The organism is Methylibium sp. Pch-M, from assembly GCF_004136295.1.
Taxonomy (GTDB): Bacteria; Pseudomonadota; Gammaproteobacteria; order Burkholderiales; family Burkholderiaceae_C; genus Methylibium; species Methylibium petroleiphilum.
The window spans coordinates 2,273,759-2,288,367 of the sequence record NZ_CP029606.1 but is presented as its reverse complement, the minus strand read 5'-3'; the positions used below and the strand labels follow the sequence as shown (position 1 = coordinate 2,288,367).

The following is a 14,609-nucleotide window of genomic DNA, read 5'->3' as shown; positions in this document are numbered from 1 at the left end:
GATTCACGCACCCCCACGGAGTCCGTCCATGACCGCCAGAGCGCCCGCTGTTCGCCAGCGACCCAGCCCCGAAACCCGACTGCCGGCCGGCCCCTTCTTCGCCACCGCCGAGCAGCGGGTCGCCCTGGCGCGCGAGCGCTTCTTCGAGGAGGGTGTGCGGCCCTCGGGACTGGTGCCCGAACTGGTGATCCAGTCATGGACGCGCTGCGTCGGCGCGCGCCGCCGGCCGAACGAGCATGTGACCTTCTCGCCGATCACCAAGTCGCGCGTGGCAGGCGCCCTGGCGCGCAACCGCCAGCTGCTCGACGCGGCGAAGGACGATCTGTCGCAGCTCGACGCGGCCCTGGCCGGCACCGCCTGCAAGGCGCTGCTGACCAGCAACGACGGGGTGATCGTGCATGCGACGCCTACCGCCATCGGCGAGGGCCGGCTGATGCCGATCATGGCGCGGGTCGGCAACGACCTCGCCGAGTCCAATGTCGGCACCGGCGCGCCCGGCGTGTCGGCGCGCACCGGCGAGGTCTGCGTGGTGAGCGGGGCCGAGCACTTCTTCAGCGGCTTCAACGTGATGTACTGCGCCGCCGCCCCGATCCGCGACACGCGCGGCGAGATCGCGGGCGTGCTCGACCTGTCGTCCGAGGAGGAGCAGTTCCGCTTCGACGCGGCGGCGATGGTGCGGCTCTATGCGACGACGATCGAGAACCGCCTGCTGCGCGCGCAGTCGCGCGAGCACCTGCTGCTGCGCTTCCAGTCGAGCCCGGGCCTGCTGCACACGCCCCTCGAAGGCCTGGCCGCGATCGACGGCAGCGGCCGCGTGTGCTGGGTCAACGGCGCCGGGACCCGGCTGCTGGCGGGCGCACGCGCCGGCGGGCCGTCGCCGACCGTCGAGCAGACCTTCGGCATCGACCTCGAGAGCCTGCTCTCGCTGGCCCACGGGGCCCGCGTGCAGTCACACCGCGTTCCGGGCGGGCTGGGCATGTGGCTCGAGGCGCAGCCGCCCGAGAAGGACGGCCACCGCGGGGCCACGGCATTGGCTTTCGCCAGCCCGGTGGCGACGCCCGCTTTTTCCGAGCCCGATGGCGCGACCGCGACCACGCCGGTCGGCGGCGACACGCGCAGCGAGGGCGAGGCGCTGACGCTGGTGGACTCGCACCGCCGCATGATCGACAGCACCCTGCTCGAATGCGGCGGCAACGTGTCGCGCGCCGCGCGCCAGCTCGGCGTGTCGCGCGGCCTCATCTACCGGCGCCTGCGCGAGCGGCGCACCGAAGACGCCTAGCTAACGGTCGAACGCCTCGGTCACGCTCAGCACCCGGCCGGTCTCGCCGGCCTCGTAGCCGACCAGCGAGGACACCGACGAACGGTAGACCGGCGACTGCATCAGGTCCAGCACGGTGCGCATGGCCGGCCGGTTCAGCGCCGCGGTGGGCAGCGCGAAGAAGTAGCGCTCGCGCACCAGAGGGATGAACGGCAGGCCGAAGCGCTGCGCCGCGGTCTGCACGCCGATGCCGACGTCGGCCATGCCGCTGGCGATGTAGGCGGCCACCGCCGCATGCGTGAACTCGGTGCTCTCGTAGCCGCTGATCTCGGCCGGCACCACGCCGGCCTGGTTCAGCAGCAACTCGGTGAGCATGCGTGTGCCCGAACCCTCGGGCCGGTTGACGAAGCGCACGCCGGGACGCTGCAGGTCGGCCAGCGTGCGGATGCGCTTGGGGTTGCCCGGCGCGACGAACAGGCCCTGGGTACGCACCGCCAGGTGCACCAGGCTGTGGGTCTGCGGCTTGAGCCACTTCATGTAGCGCTTGACCGCAGGCGCCTCGAACTCGCCGATCGGCACGTGGAAGCCGGCCAGGTCGCACTCGCCGCGCGCCAACGCCGACACCGACTCGAAGCTGTTGCGGTAGCGCAGCTCGACCGACAGCGACGCGGCCTCGAGTTTCTCCACCAGCGCCGCCACCGCAAAGCCGTGGCTGGCGTGCAGGCGCAGCGCTGCCGAACCATCGGTGCGTTGCGGCAGCGTACGGCCGAGCTCGTTCTCCAGTTCCGACGCCAGCGACGACAGCAGCGGCGACAGCCGCGCGGCGATGCGGCGATCGGCCCAGATCAGCTTCTCGGCCAGCGGCGTCAGCGTGGAGCCGCGGCCGCGGCCGGCGTTGACCAGCGGGTAGCCGAACAGGTCCTCGGCGCGCTTCACCTGGCCCCAGGCGTGGCGGTAGGACAGGCCGACGCTGCGAGCCGCCTGCGCGATCGCGCCGGTCTCCTGGATCGCAGCCAGCAGGGTCAGCAGCGCGGTGGTGTCGACGAGGTGGTCGACGTCCTGGGCGACGCCCCAGTGAGGGGTGATCTGGATCCGCATGATTAGGCGGCCTTGTGCATATCAGGGTGAGGGGGGCCCGCTATCGTCCCGGGACGAGACAGCGCCCGGGCATATGCTCATTGAAACATAAGCGAACGGCGCCGATACCCAAGGAATTCCCGAGCTATGAATGCGCCCGTGATCCCGATCCAGGTCTTGCGCGACCCGGCCGTCAAACCGCGTCGGGCCTCGGGCGACCGCCCGGTCGACGCCCAGGCATTGAGCGCGGTCCAGGCCCTGCTGGCGGACACGCCGCAGACCCCGCTGCGGCGCGACCTGCTGATCGAGCACCTGCACACACTGAACGATCATTTCGGCCAGTTGCGCACCGACCATCTGGCTGCTCTGGCTCAGTTACTGCGACTTTCCCAGGCCGAAGTTTATGAAGTGGCAAGCTTTTATCACCACTTCGAAGTGGTCCAGGCAAAGGCCGACGGCAGCTATCCGGAGCCCGCGCCGCTGACCGTCCGCGTCTGCGACGGCATCGCCTGCGAGCTGGCCGGCGCCCGGGATCTGCTGACCCGCCTGCCCGCCTTGCTGGGGACCGAGGTGCGCGTGATCGCCGCCCCGTGCATCGGCCGCTGCGAGCAGGCCCCGGCGGCCGTGGTGCACCAGTGCCCTGTGCCGAACGCGACACCGGAGGCCGTGCAGGCTGCGGTGACCGCCGGCCGCACGAAGCACGAACCCGCGCCGTACACCACGCTCGCGTCCTATCACGACGCCGGCGGCTACCGCACGCTGCGGCAATGCCTGAGCGGCGAGCGGCCGCTGGAGACGGTGCTGTCGACGATGGAAGCCTCGGGTCTGCGCGGCCTAGGGGGCGCCGGCTTCCCGGCCGGGCGCAAGTGGCGCATCGTGCGCGGCCAGCCGGCGCCACGCCTGATGGCGGTGAACATCGACGAAGGCGAGCCCGGCACCTTCAAGGACCGCCACTACCTCGAACGCGATCCGCACCGCTTCCTCGAAGGCCTGCTGATTGCGGCCTGGGCGGTCGGCGTCGACGCGGTCTACATCTACCTGCGAGACGAGTACCACGGCTGCCGCACCCTGCTCGAGCGCGAGCTGGCGGCGCTGCGTGCCGACCCGCCGATGCGCGACATGCCGGCGATCGAGCTGCGCCGCGGCGCCGGCGCCTACATCTGCGGCGAGGAGTCCGCGATGATCGAGTCGATCGAGGGCAAGCGAGGCATGCCGCGCCTGAGACCGCCCTACGTGGCGCAGGTCGGCCTGTTCGGGCGCCCGACGCTGGAGCACAACTTCGAGACGCTGTACTGGGTGCGCGACATCCTCGAGAAGGGCGGTGACTGGTTCGCCGGCCACGGCCGTCACGAGCGCAAGGGGCTGCGCTCGTTCTCGGTGAGCGGCCGCGTGAAGAAGCCGGGCGTACACCTTGCGCCGGCCGGCATCACGCTGCGCGAGCTGGTCGACGAATACTGCGGCGGCATGCTGGACGGCCACCGGCTGCACGCCTACCTGCCGGGCGGCGCCTCCGGCGGCATCCTGCCCGAGCGCCTGGCCGACGTACCGCTGGACTTCGACACGCTGCAGCCGCACGGCTGCTTCATCGGCTCGGCGGCGGTGGTGGTGCTGTCGGACCAGGACCGCGTGACGGACGTGGCGCGCAACCTGATGCGCTTCTTCGAGCACGAGAGCTGCGGGCAGTGCACGCCGTGCCGTTCGGGCACCGCCAAGGTCAACGAACTGATCGCCGGCGACCGCTGGGACCTGCCGCTGCTCGCCGAGCTGTCGCAGGTGATGCGCGATGCGTCCATCTGCGGCCTGGGCCAGGCGGCGCCGAACCCGGTGGACTGTGTGATCAAGTATTTTCCGGAAGAGCTGACGGCATGAACGCACCGCTGACTTCGAAGCTGCTCGCGCCACAGGCGGCGACGGTGGAGTTCTTGCTCGACGGCCGCAGCGTCACCGCCCGCGCCGACGAGACGATCTGGGCCGTCGCGAAGCGCGAAGGCACGACCCTCCCGCACCTGTGTCACAAGGAGGGCCTGACGCCGGCCGGCAACTGCCGCGCCTGCGTGGTCGAGGTGGAGGGCGAACGGGCACTGGCCGCCTCGTGCTGCCGCAACGTCGGCGCGGGCATGAAGGTGCAGACGCAGAGCCCGCGCGCCACGGTGGCCCGCAGGATGGTGGTGGAGTTGCTGGTCAGTGACGCCGGCGCCACCACCGACACCTACACGAAGACCTCGGAGCTCAGCCACTGGGCCGAACAGCTGGCGGCGCCGCGCGGCCGCCTGCCGCAGCGCGACGCACCGCACTACGCCGCGGCCGACCTCTCGCACCCGGCGATCGCGGTCAACCTCGACGCCTGCATCCAGTGCACGCGCTGCCTGCGCGCCTGCCGCGACGAGCAGGGCAACGACGTGATCGGCCTGGCCCTGCGCGGCGCGCACGCGCAGATCAGCTTCGATGCCGGCGCGACGCTGGGAGAATCGAGCTGCGTGGCCTGCGGCGAGTGCGTGCAGGCCTGCCCGACCGGCGCGCTGATGCCGGCGCGCGGCGCCGGGTTGCTGGAGGTCACGAAGCAGGTCGATTCGGTCTGCCCCTACTGCGGCGTGGGCTGCCAGCTCACCTGGAACGTCGGCCCGAACGCGCAGGGCGAGGAGCGCATCCATTACGTGACCGGCCGCGACGGCCCGGCCAACCACGGGCGGCTGTGCGTGAAGGGCCGCTACGGCTTCGACTACATCCACAACCCGCGGCGCCTGACCGCGCCGCTGATCCGGCGCGAGGGCGTGGCCAAGGACCCGGCCGACATCGAGCGCCTCAAGCAGGGCCAGCTGAAGCCGACCGACATCTTCCGCACGGCGACCTGGGACGAGGCGATGGAGCTCGCGGCCGGCGGCCTGGCCCGGCTACGTGACGAGGCGCTGGCGGCCGGCCTGCGCGGCAACGACATCCCGCTCGCGGGCTTCGGCTCGGCCAAGGGCAGCAACGAGGAGGCCTACCTGTTCCAGAAGCTGGTGCGGCAGGGCTTCCGCACCAACAACGTCGATCACTGCACGCGGCTGTGTCATGCCAGCTCGGTGGCGGCGCTGCTGGAAGGCATCGGCTCGGGGGCGGTCAGCAACCCGGTGGAGGATGTCGCCCACGCCGACCTGGTCTTCCTGATCGGCGCGAACCCGGCGGTGAACCACCCGGTCGCGGCGAGCTGGATCAAGAACGCGGTCGACCGCGGCGCCCGGCTGGTGATCTGCGATCCGCGTCACACCGCGCTGACGCGTCGCGCCACCTGGCACCTGCAGTTCCGTCCCGACACCGACGTCGCGCTGCTCAACGGACTGCTGCACGTGATCGTCGCCGAGGGACTGGTCGATGAGGCCTTCGTCGCGGCGCGCGTCAACGGCTACGAGGCACTGAAGGCCTCGGTGGCCGAGGCGACGCCGGAGCGCATGAGCGAGATCTGCGGCATCGACGCGCAGACGATCCGCGACGTGGCCCGCGCCTATGCCACCAGCAAGGGTTCGATGATTCTCTGGGGCATGGGCGTGAGCCAGCACGTGCACGGCACCGACAACGCGCGCGGGCTGATCGCCCTGGCGATGCTGACCGGCCAGATCGGACGCGTCGGCACCGGGCTGCATCCGCTGCGCGGCCAGAACAACGTGCAAGGCGCCAGCGACGCCGGACTGATCCCGATGATGCTGCCCAACTACCAGCGCGTCATCAATCCGACGGTGCGCGAGGCCTTCGAGCGCCTGTGGGCCACGCCCGAGCCACTGGATGCGACGCCCGGCCTGACCGTCGTCGAGATCATGCATGCGGCCAGCGAAGGCCGCATCCGCGGCATCTACGTCGAGGGCGAGAACCCGGCGATGTCGGACCCCGACCTCGGCCATGCCCGCCGGGCACTGGCAGGCCTGGAGCATCTGGTCGTGCAGGACATCTTCCTCACCGAGACCGCGATGCTGGCCGACGTGGTGCTGCCGGCCTCGGCCCATGCCGAGAAGTGGGGCAGCTACACCAACACCGACCGGCTGATCCAGATCGGCCGCCCCGCGCTCGATCCGCCCGAGCTCGCGATGCAGGATCTGTGGATCATCGAACGCGTCGGCCGGCGCCTGGGCCTGACCTGGAACTACTGGCGCGACGAAGACGGCGGCGGCAAGCGCGCCTCGCAGGCGGCGGTGGCGCGCGTCTACGAGGAGATGCGCGTCAGCATGCCGCCGCTGGCCGGCGTTCCCTGGAGCCGCCTGGTCAAGGCCGGTGCGGTGATGACGCCCGCGGCGAGCGAGGACGACCCCGGCGCTGCGGTGGTCTTCATCGATCGCTTCCCGACGGCCGACGGCCGAGCGACCGTGGTACCGACCGTGTTCCGCCCCGGCGCCGAGCAGATCGATGCCGAGTACCCCTTCGTCCTGACCACCGGCCGCGTGCTCGAGCATTGGCACACCGGCGCGATGACACGGCACGCCAGCATGCTGGACGCCATCGCGCCCGAGGCCCTGGTGTCCCTGCATCCGGCGGATGCGCTGACGGTCGGCGTGCGCGACGGCCAGGCGGTGCTGATGTCGACGCGGCACGGGGCGGTGCAGGCGCGCGTGCGCGTCAGCACCGAGGTGCAACCCGGCCAGGTGTTCCTGCCGTTCGCCTTCTGGGAGGCGGCGGCGAACAAGCTGACCGGTGACGCCCTGGACGACGTGGCGAAGATCCCCGGCTTCAAGGTCACGGCCGCCAGGCTCAGCGTGATCGCCTGAGCACGGCGCCGCGCCGGCGCGCGGCCCGCCATCGGCGCGCGCCATCTTCCTACGCGCAGCGTCAGCCGCGTCCGACGGAACGCACGCGCGCCGGGTGAGACATTGGATTCATCGTCGTCCACCCCCTCAGGCGCGTGCCATGTCGACCCCCTCAAGCCAGTGCCCGGTGGCCCTGCCGCCCTCCGCGATGCCGGGGCCGAGGCGTACGATGAATTCCATGGACGGGTCGGCGCACGCGAAGTGTCTCGAACGCACCCGCCGAGTCGCTGTGGCAGTGCTGCTGGCACCGCTCCTCGCAGCAGCCCAGGCGGAGGAAAGCCCGTGGCGCGCCGAGACGCCGGCGCCGATCGCCGAGCCTCCGGACGGCGCGCCGACGCTGGCGCTGTGGGACGACAGCCGCCGCCACGTCCGCATCCGCTATTCCACCAGTGTCGAGGTCCGGCAGGAGCCAGGGCTCGACCGCCAGGCGGCGGGCGCACCCGAGCTCGGGGGTCGCGCCGAGACCTCGAGCATCGACTACCGCTGGTGGGCATCGAGCGGCCGGGTGGCGCTGGGGCTGGGGGTCGGCACCGTGACGCACAGCGTGATCGCGCCCGCGATCGGCAGCGAGCCGGAGCGGCTGACCGGGCAGACCGGCGGGCCGGCCGTCACCGTCGGCTGGCGGCTGCAGCTGTCGGACCAGTCCACGCTGTACGCCGACACCTCGGCGGCCCACGGTCTGGGCCCGAACCCCGCTGCGGCCTACTACACCACCCGCGGCGGTGTGGAATGGAAGACGCGCAAGTCACGCCTCGGCTTCGACCGCGGCAGCGTGGCGATGCAGCTCGACTCCGGTTACCGGCTCTCGCTGCGCACCCGCCGCGGCGGTGTGGCACTGGTGCTGCGCGGCAGCTTCTGAGCACCCCCAGGGCTGGTCTGCGCCCAGCCCGTCCCCCCGCGGGGGTCAAGGAAACTTGGGGCGGCCCGGCGTTTCCTTGGGAGCCCGCGCGGGGGCTGGCCCGTGAAAACCCTGGCAAATCCGCCGCTCATCCCCGCTTCAGTCCGGATCGCCCGGGTCGATATTCCCCGGAGACCCCAAGGATGCCGGCTTGCCGTGTGCACACCGGCCCGGGACCGGGATTCGTGATGAAACGAACCCGACGTAGCGGAGACCTTCACGATGAACTTGCTGAACTACCGACTGACCACCCGCATCGCTGCAGGCTTCACCATCATGGTGGTGCTGACGCTGGTGCTCGGCGCCCTCAGCGTCTGGAACGTGCGCTCGGCCACCGGCGAGGCCCATGCCCTGCTCGCCGCCGTGAACGATCCGGCCGTATCGACCAAGCTGGGCGACCTGGAGAAGAACGCACAGCGTACGCTGTGGACGATCGCTGGCCTGGTGCTGTCAACCGCGGTCTTCGGCGCCTGGCTGGGCTGGGCGATCCGCCAGAGCGTGCGCGGCCCGGTCGAGGATGTCGTGGCGTCGGTGTCGCGCATCGCCGCCGGCGACCTGGCGACCAAGATCTCGTCCAGTGGCCGCGACGAGATCGCCTGGTTGAACCACGAACTCAACCAGATGCGCAAGAAGCTGCTGAGCACGATCGCCCAGGTGCGTGAATCGGCCGAGCAGGTGTCCGTGGCCTCGAACGAGATCGCCTCGGGCAACACCGACCTGAGCACCCGTACCGAGAACCAGGCGAGCGGCCTGCAGCAGACCGCCAGCTCGATGGAGCAGCTCACGTCGACCGTGCGTCAGAACGCCGACAACGCGCAGCAGGCCAACCAGCTGGTGGTCAGCGCCAGCGACGTCGCCAGCCGCGGCGGCGAGGTGATGACGCAGGTGGTCTCGACCATGAACGACATCAACAGCAGCGCCCGCAAGATCGCCGACATCATCGGCGTGATCGACGGCATCGCCTTCCAGACCAACATCCTGGCGCTCAACGCGGCCGTAGAAGCCGCCCGCGCCGGCGAGCAAGGGCGCGGCTTTGCCGTGGTGGCCGGTGAGGTGCGCAACCTGGCGCAGCGCAGCGCCGCTGCCGCCAAGGAAATCAAGACGCTGATCGGCGACTCGGTCGACAAGGTGGAAACCGGCACACGGCTGGTCGACCAGGCCGGCTCGACGATGGACGAGATCCTTGCCAGCGTGCGCCAGGTGACGCACATCATGAGCGAGATCAGCGTCGCCAGCCGCGAGCAGAGCGCCGGCATCGAACAGGTGAACCGCTCGATCGAGCAGATGGACAGCTCGACCCAGCAGAACGCCGCGCTGGTGGAACAGGCTGCCGCCGCATCGCATTCACTGCGCGATCAGTCGCACAAGCTCACGGAGGCGGTGAAGGTGTTCAAGCTGGCGGCCTGAGTCGGCTTCAGCATCTCGAACGAGGGCGCCCACGGGCGCCCTTTTTCATGTCGGGCGCGGCGTCGCCCGGATCGCCCCGCTCACCCGGGAACGACCACCTGTCGCTGCGCGCCCAGGCCCTCGATGCCCAGGCTCACCACGTCGCCCACCTTCAGGAACTGCGGCACCGGCTTCATGCCCAGGCCCACGCCGGGCGGCGTGCCGGTGGCGATCACGTCGCCGGGCAGCAGCGTCATGCATTCGCTGACATAGCTGATGATCCGCGCCACGCTGAACACCATCGTCGCGGTGTTGCCGCGCTGGCGCGACGCGCCGTTGACGTCCAGCCACATCGACAGCACCTGCGGATCGGGGACCTCGTCGCGCGTCACGAGCCAGGGGCCGATCGGACCGAAACTGTCGAAGCCCTTGCCCTTGTCCCAGGTGCCACCGCGCTCGGCCTGCCAGTGGCGCTCGCTCACGTCGTTCACCACGCAGTAGCCGGCCACGTGGTCCAGCGCCTGGGCCTCGGACACGCGCTTGGCGGTCTTTCCGATCACGACGCCCAGCTCGACCTCCCAGTCGGTCTTCAGGGAGCCGGGCGGTAGCTCGATCGGGTCGTTGGGGCCGGTGATGCAGGTGGTCGCCTTCATGAAGACGATCGGCTCGGTCGGCACCCGCATGCCGGACTCGGCGGCATGGTCGCTGTAGTTCAGGCCGATCGCGACCAGCTTGCTGATGCCGGTGAACGGCACACCTAGGCGTGGCGTGCCACGCACGCGCGGCAGGCTCTCGGGTTTGACCCGGCGCAAGCGCTGCAGGCCCGCCAGGCCGAGACTCGGCAGGTCGAGGTGCGGCGTCACGCCGGACAGGTCGCGCAGCACGCCATCAACATCCACCAGGCCCGGCTTCTCGCGCCCCGGCATGCCGTAACGAATCAGTTTCATTGGCAAGGGTGATGCGGCACTGCCGCATTCTGGGTAAATTTGCGTCGAGCATAGCGTCAGGAGTTCATCCCCAATGAGCACGCTGAAGCCGATGACCACGCCGTCGATCGATGGCAACGCCACCGCACCGCGATCCGGGGCCCCGGCGCGCTGGATCGCCACCGTGTCCGCGCGCCTGCAGTCTCTGCCGGTGCGGACACGCCTCGAGCTGCCGGGGGGCATTGCGGTGGGGGCCGAGCACGCTTCGGTCGTGCTGCGGCTGCTGGATGCACGCCTGCTACCGCTGCTGGCGCTCGGTCAGGTCGGCCGGCTGGCCGAGGCTTACGTCGAAGGCCAGTTGCAGATCGACGGCACGATGCGCGACCTTGCGGAGGTGGCGGCGGCCCTGGTGCCCGGCGACCCGACACGGCTGGACGATGCCGCCGGTCCGGCCCGCTGGTGGTCACGGCTGCGGCGCAGCAGCCGCTCGCTGTCCCGGCACCAGCCGCGGCGCGACCGCGAGCAGATCGAGTTCCACTACGACGTCTCGAACGACTTCTACGCGCTGTGGCTGGACCCGCGGCGCGTGTACTCCTGCGCCTACTGGCCCGACGGCGTGAACACCCTCGCGGCGGCGCAGGAAGCCAAGCTGGAGCTGCTGTGCCGCAAGCTGATGCTCCGGCCCGGCGAGCGGCTGCTCGACGTCGGCGCCGGCTGGGGCGCCTTGCTGTTGTGGGCGGCCGAGCACCATGGCGTGCGGGCGCACGGCATCACGCTGTCGACGCAGCAGCATGCCTACGTGACGCGGCTGATCGCCGAGCGCGGCCTCGCCGACCGCGTGAGCATCGCGCTGTGCGACTACCGCGACGTGCCCGAGCACGGCACGGACGGCGGGCCCTACGACAAGATCGCTTCGATCGGCATGTTCGAGCACGTCGGCCGGGCCCAGTTGCTGCCCTACTTCCGCAAGCTCCGGCGACTGCTGAAGCCCGGCGGCTTGCTGATGAACCACGGCATCACCGCCGGCGGGCTGCACAACGAGCAGCTCGGCGCGGGCATCGGCGATTTCGTCGAGCGCTACATCTTCCCGGGCGGCGAACTGGTGCACGTGTCGCACGTGATGGCGGCGATGGCCGAGGCCGGGCTGGAGACGCTCGACGTCGAGAACCTGCGCCCCCACTACGCCCGCACGCTGTGGGCCTGGAGCGATGCCCTGGAGGCCCGGCTCGACGCGGCGCGTGCGCTGACCAGCGAGCGCGTGGTGCACGCCTACCGGCTCTACCTGGCGGGCAGCGCGATGGGCTTCGAGCGCGGCTGGATGTCGCTGAACCAGTTGCTGGCCAGCCGGCCCGACGGGAAGGTCGGGGCGACGCCGGTGCGCGGGGCACAATCGGTCTACCCATTCCAGCGCGACCACCTGTATCGATCCTGAAAGGTCGAAACCATGCTGTACAAGTTCAAGTCCAAGGCGGCCGGCGACGTGATCATGACCGGCCCGATCGGCGATGCCGTGCTACGCACGATGGGCAAGGAGCCCGGCGCGAAAGGCATCGTGCTGCCGGCCGACATGCCCGGGGCGATTGCCGCACTCGAGTCCGCGGTGCTTGCCGAGGAGCAGGCGCGCCAGCAGGCCGAGGCCGACGCGCACGCCGACGGCAAGATGCTGCCATCACGCGAGGGCGTGAGCCTGCGCCAGCGGGCCTGGCCGCTGGTGGAGATGATGAAACGCGCGCACGCCGCCGACGAAGAGATCGTCTGGGGCGTCTGACCCACGACGGCCACGCACGACAGGACCGCCGATGAAATTGACGAGCAGCAGCTGGGCCGACGGCGCCCGCATTCCGCAGCGGTACGCGGCCGGCCGGCCCGACGCCGCGAGCATCGTGAGCTTCTCGGACAACGTCTCGCCGCAATTGGCCTGGAGCGGCGTGCCGCCCGGCACGAAGAGCCTGGCGCTGATCTGCCACGACCCCGACGTGCCGAGCCGCGGCGACGACGTGAACCAGCCCGACCGGGAAGTCCCGGCCGACCTGCCGCGGGTCGATTTCTTCCACTGGGTGCTGGTCGACCTGCCGCCGTCGCTGAGCGCGCTGGCGGAGGGCGAGTTCAGCCGCGGCTTCACGGTGCGCGGCAAGCCTGGCCCGGCCACGCTGCACGGCGCCCGCCACGGACTCAACGACTACACCGGCTGGTTCGCCGGCAACGCCGACATGAGCGGGAACTACCACGGCTACGACGGCCCGTTCCCGCCCTTCAACGACGCGCTGCGGCACCGCTACGTCTTCACGCTGTTTGCGCTCGACGTCGAGCGCCTCGCGGTGGAAGGCAGCTTCACCGGTGCGCAGGCACGGGCCGCGATGCGCGGTCACGTGCTGGCCGAGGCCTCGTTCGGCGGCAGCTACAGCCTCAACGCGCGTCTGAACGCGAGCGGCGCCTGATGCCGCAGTCGCAACTCACCCGCGTCGTCGCGGTGCGCCACGGCGAGACCGCGTGGAACGTGGATACGCGCATCCAGGGCCAGCTCGACATCGGCCTGAACGACAAGGGCCGCTGGCAGGCCGGGCGCGTGGCCCAGGCCCTCAGCGGCGAAGGCCTCGACGTGGTCTATGCCAGCGACCTGGCGCGTGCCCATGACACCGCACTCGCCATCGGCGCGGCTGCCGGGCTCACGGTGCTGACCGACCGCGGACTGCGCGAACGAGCCTTCGGTCGGTTCGAGGGCCAGACCTGGGCGGACATCGAGACCCACTGGCCCGCCGAGAGCGCGCGTTGGCGGGCTCGCGATGTCGACTTCGGCCCGGAAGGCGGCGAGACCTTGCGTGCTTTCTACGCGCGCGTGGTCGATACCGCCGAGCGGCTGGCAAGCCGCCATCCGGGCCAGGTGATCGCACTGGTGGCGCACGGCGGCGTGATGGACTGCCTGTATCGCGCCGCAGCGCGCGTTGGCCTCGACGCGCCGCGCACCTGGCAGCTCGGCAACACCGCGGTCAACCGGCTGCTCTACACGCCCGAGGGCTTTACGCTGGTCGGCTGGAGCGACACCTCGCACCTCGATGGCCTGCAGCACGATGAGTTCAGCGACGGCGCCCGCGATAGCCAACCTGCCGCCGAGGGCGACAAGGTCGGCCACGCGGCCTGAGTCGACTCGCCCGATGCGTCCTGCTCCCGCCCGGGTCGGTGATCCGGTTGACGCGATCGACAGCCCCGCGCTGGTGGTAGAGCTCGACGCCTTCGAGCGAAATCTCGCCGCCATGAGCGCCTTTGCCCGCTCGCACGGCGTGCGGCTGCGGCCCCACGCCAAGACCCACAAGTGTTCGGCGATCGCCCTGCAGCAGGTCGCCCGCGGCGCGGTCGGCGTGTGCGTGCAGAAGGTGGGCGAGGCCCTGACGCTAGCCGCCGGCGGGGTGCGCGACGTGTTCGTCAGCAACGAGGTGATCGCGCCCACCAAGCTGGCCCGGCTGGCGGCGCTGCCGTCCGACGTCAAGCTGGCTATCGCGGTCGACAGCGTGGTCGGCATCGAGCGCCTGGCGGCGGCGATCCACGCGAGCGGCCGGCAAATCGACGTCTTCGTCGAGATCGACGCCGGCCAGGGCCGCTGCGGCGTGCCTGCCACCGAGGCCGGTGCGCTGGCGCGCCAGGTCGTCGCGCACGACGGGCTGCGCTTCGCCGGCTTGCAGGCCTACCACGGCGGCGCGCAACACCTGCGCAGTGCGGCGGAGCGGGAAACAGCGATCCGCCACGCCGTCGCGATGGCCACCGCCGCCCGCGCGGCGGTCACCTCGCTCGGCATCGATTGCCCGCTGGTCACGGGCGCCGGCAGCGGCAGCTTCCTGCTCGAGGCCACCAGCGGTGTCTACGGCGAGATCCAGCCGGGCAGCTATGTCTTCATGGATGCCGACTACGCACGCAACGCGCCCTTGCCGCAAGCCCCGCGCTTCGAGCATGCGCTGTTCGTCCGGAGCCAGGTGATCGCCCGCCATGCGGCGCATGCGGTGGTCGATGCCGGCCACAAGTCGCACGCGATCGATTCCGGCCTGCCGACGGTGCGAGGCCGCGAACTGGCCTTCAGCAACGGCGGCGACGAGCACGGCCTGCTGCACCCACGCGGCGGCGAACCGCTTCCGGCGCTGGGCGACACGGTGTGGCTGGTGCCGGGCCATTGCGACCCGACCGTCAACCTGCATGAGCACCTCGTCGCCGTGCGCGGTGGTCTCGACCGGGGGGTTGTCGAGGCGGTGTGGCCGATCGATGCGCGCGGTCGGCTCGACTGAGGTACGCCGGTGACTCTGGCA

12 protein-coding genes are annotated in these 14,609 nt (G+C 70.9%); 10 read left to right on the top strand and 2 right to left on the bottom strand.

Translation table 11 applies throughout. From position 1 onward, the window contains the following. The first annotated feature begins 28 nt into the window (after positions 1-28). Positions 29-1,279 carry a GAF domain-containing protein gene (locus tag C1M51_RS10985; RefSeq protein WP_129449760.1) on the top strand — a complete coding sequence of 417 codons (1,251 nt, stop codon included), beginning with the start codon at positions 29-31 and terminating at the stop codon, positions 1,277-1,279. Here C1M51_RS10985 and C1M51_RS10980 read toward each other — a convergent pair whose 3' ends face one another. Next, complete coding sequence (locus C1M51_RS10980; RefSeq protein ID WP_129449758.1) at positions 1,280-2,356, bottom strand: substrate-binding domain-containing protein; 1,077 nt, start codon at positions 2,354-2,356, stop codon at positions 1,280-1,282. Positions 2,357-2,482: 126 nt separating this feature from the next. Between C1M51_RS10980 and C1M51_RS10975 the strand changes: the two genes are divergently transcribed. The 4 genes from C1M51_RS10975 (at position 2,483) to C1M51_RS10960 (ending at position 9,412) form a co-directional block, all read left to right on the top strand. Beyond that, complete coding sequence (locus tag C1M51_RS10975) at positions 2,483-4,204, top strand: NADH-ubiquinone oxidoreductase-F iron-sulfur binding region domain-containing protein (RefSeq protein WP_129449756.1); 1,722 nt, start codon at positions 2,483-2,485, stop codon at positions 4,202-4,204. Next, on the top strand, positions 4,201-7,068 hold the full coding sequence (fdhF, locus tag C1M51_RS10970; RefSeq protein WP_129449754.1) for a formate dehydrogenase subunit alpha: 2,868 nt from the start codon (positions 4,201-4,203) through the stop codon (positions 7,066-7,068). Before C1M51_RS10975 ends, fdhF begins: the two co-directional genes overlap by 4 nt. 268 nt (positions 7,069-7,336) lie before the next feature. Next, entirely contained in the window at positions 7,337-7,966 is a 630-nt protein-coding gene (locus C1M51_RS10965; RefSeq protein WP_129449752.1) for a hypothetical protein, read from the top strand. A 261-nt stretch (positions 7,967-8,227) separates the two neighbouring features. Next, the gene (locus tag C1M51_RS10960) at positions 8,228-9,412 is read left to right on the top strand and encodes a methyl-accepting chemotaxis protein (RefSeq protein ID WP_129449749.1); all 1,185 of its coding nucleotides are present in this window, start codon (positions 8,228-8,230) and stop codon (positions 9,410-9,412) included. 80 nt (positions 9,413-9,492) lie between these two features. Here C1M51_RS10960 and C1M51_RS10955 read toward each other — a convergent pair whose 3' ends face one another. Beyond that, positions 9,493-10,338, bottom strand: a complete 846-nt coding sequence (locus tag C1M51_RS10955; RefSeq protein WP_129449747.1) for a fumarylacetoacetate hydrolase family protein — start codon at positions 10,336-10,338, stop codon at positions 9,493-9,495. A 73-nt stretch (positions 10,339-10,411) separates the two neighbouring features. Here C1M51_RS10955 and C1M51_RS10950 point away from each other — a divergent pair, with 73 nt between their 5' ends. From C1M51_RS10950 to C1M51_RS10930, 5 genes are read left to right on the top strand one after another with little or no spacing between them, the layout of a single operon-like run. Then, the gene (locus tag C1M51_RS10950; RefSeq protein ID WP_129449745.1) at positions 10,412-11,749 is read left to right on the top strand and encodes a class I SAM-dependent methyltransferase; all 1,338 of its coding nucleotides are present in this window, start codon (positions 10,412-10,414) and stop codon (positions 11,747-11,749) included. Positions 11,750-11,761: 12 nt separating this feature from the next. Beyond that, a complete protein-coding gene (locus tag C1M51_RS10945) occupies positions 11,762-12,085 on the top strand; it encodes a DUF1840 domain-containing protein (RefSeq protein ID WP_129449743.1) in 324 nt (107 codons plus the stop codon). A 31-nt stretch (positions 12,086-12,116) separates the two neighbouring features. Next, a complete protein-coding gene (locus C1M51_RS10940) occupies positions 12,117-12,755 on the top strand; it encodes a YbhB/YbcL family Raf kinase inhibitor-like protein (RefSeq protein ID WP_129449741.1) in 639 nt (212 codons plus the stop codon). After that, complete coding sequence (locus C1M51_RS10935) at positions 12,755-13,456, top strand: histidine phosphatase family protein (RefSeq protein ID WP_129449740.1); 702 nt, start codon at positions 12,755-12,757, stop codon at positions 13,454-13,456. The genes C1M51_RS10940 and C1M51_RS10935 overlap by 1 nt, the downstream gene beginning before the upstream one ends. A gap of 13 nt (positions 13,457-13,469) precedes the next feature. Continuing rightward, positions 13,470-14,588, top strand: coding sequence for a DSD1 family PLP-dependent enzyme (locus tag C1M51_RS10930; RefSeq protein ID WP_129449738.1), 1,119 nt, complete (start codon positions 13,470-13,472; stop codon positions 14,586-14,588). Positions 14,589-14,609: the final 21 nt, after the last annotated feature.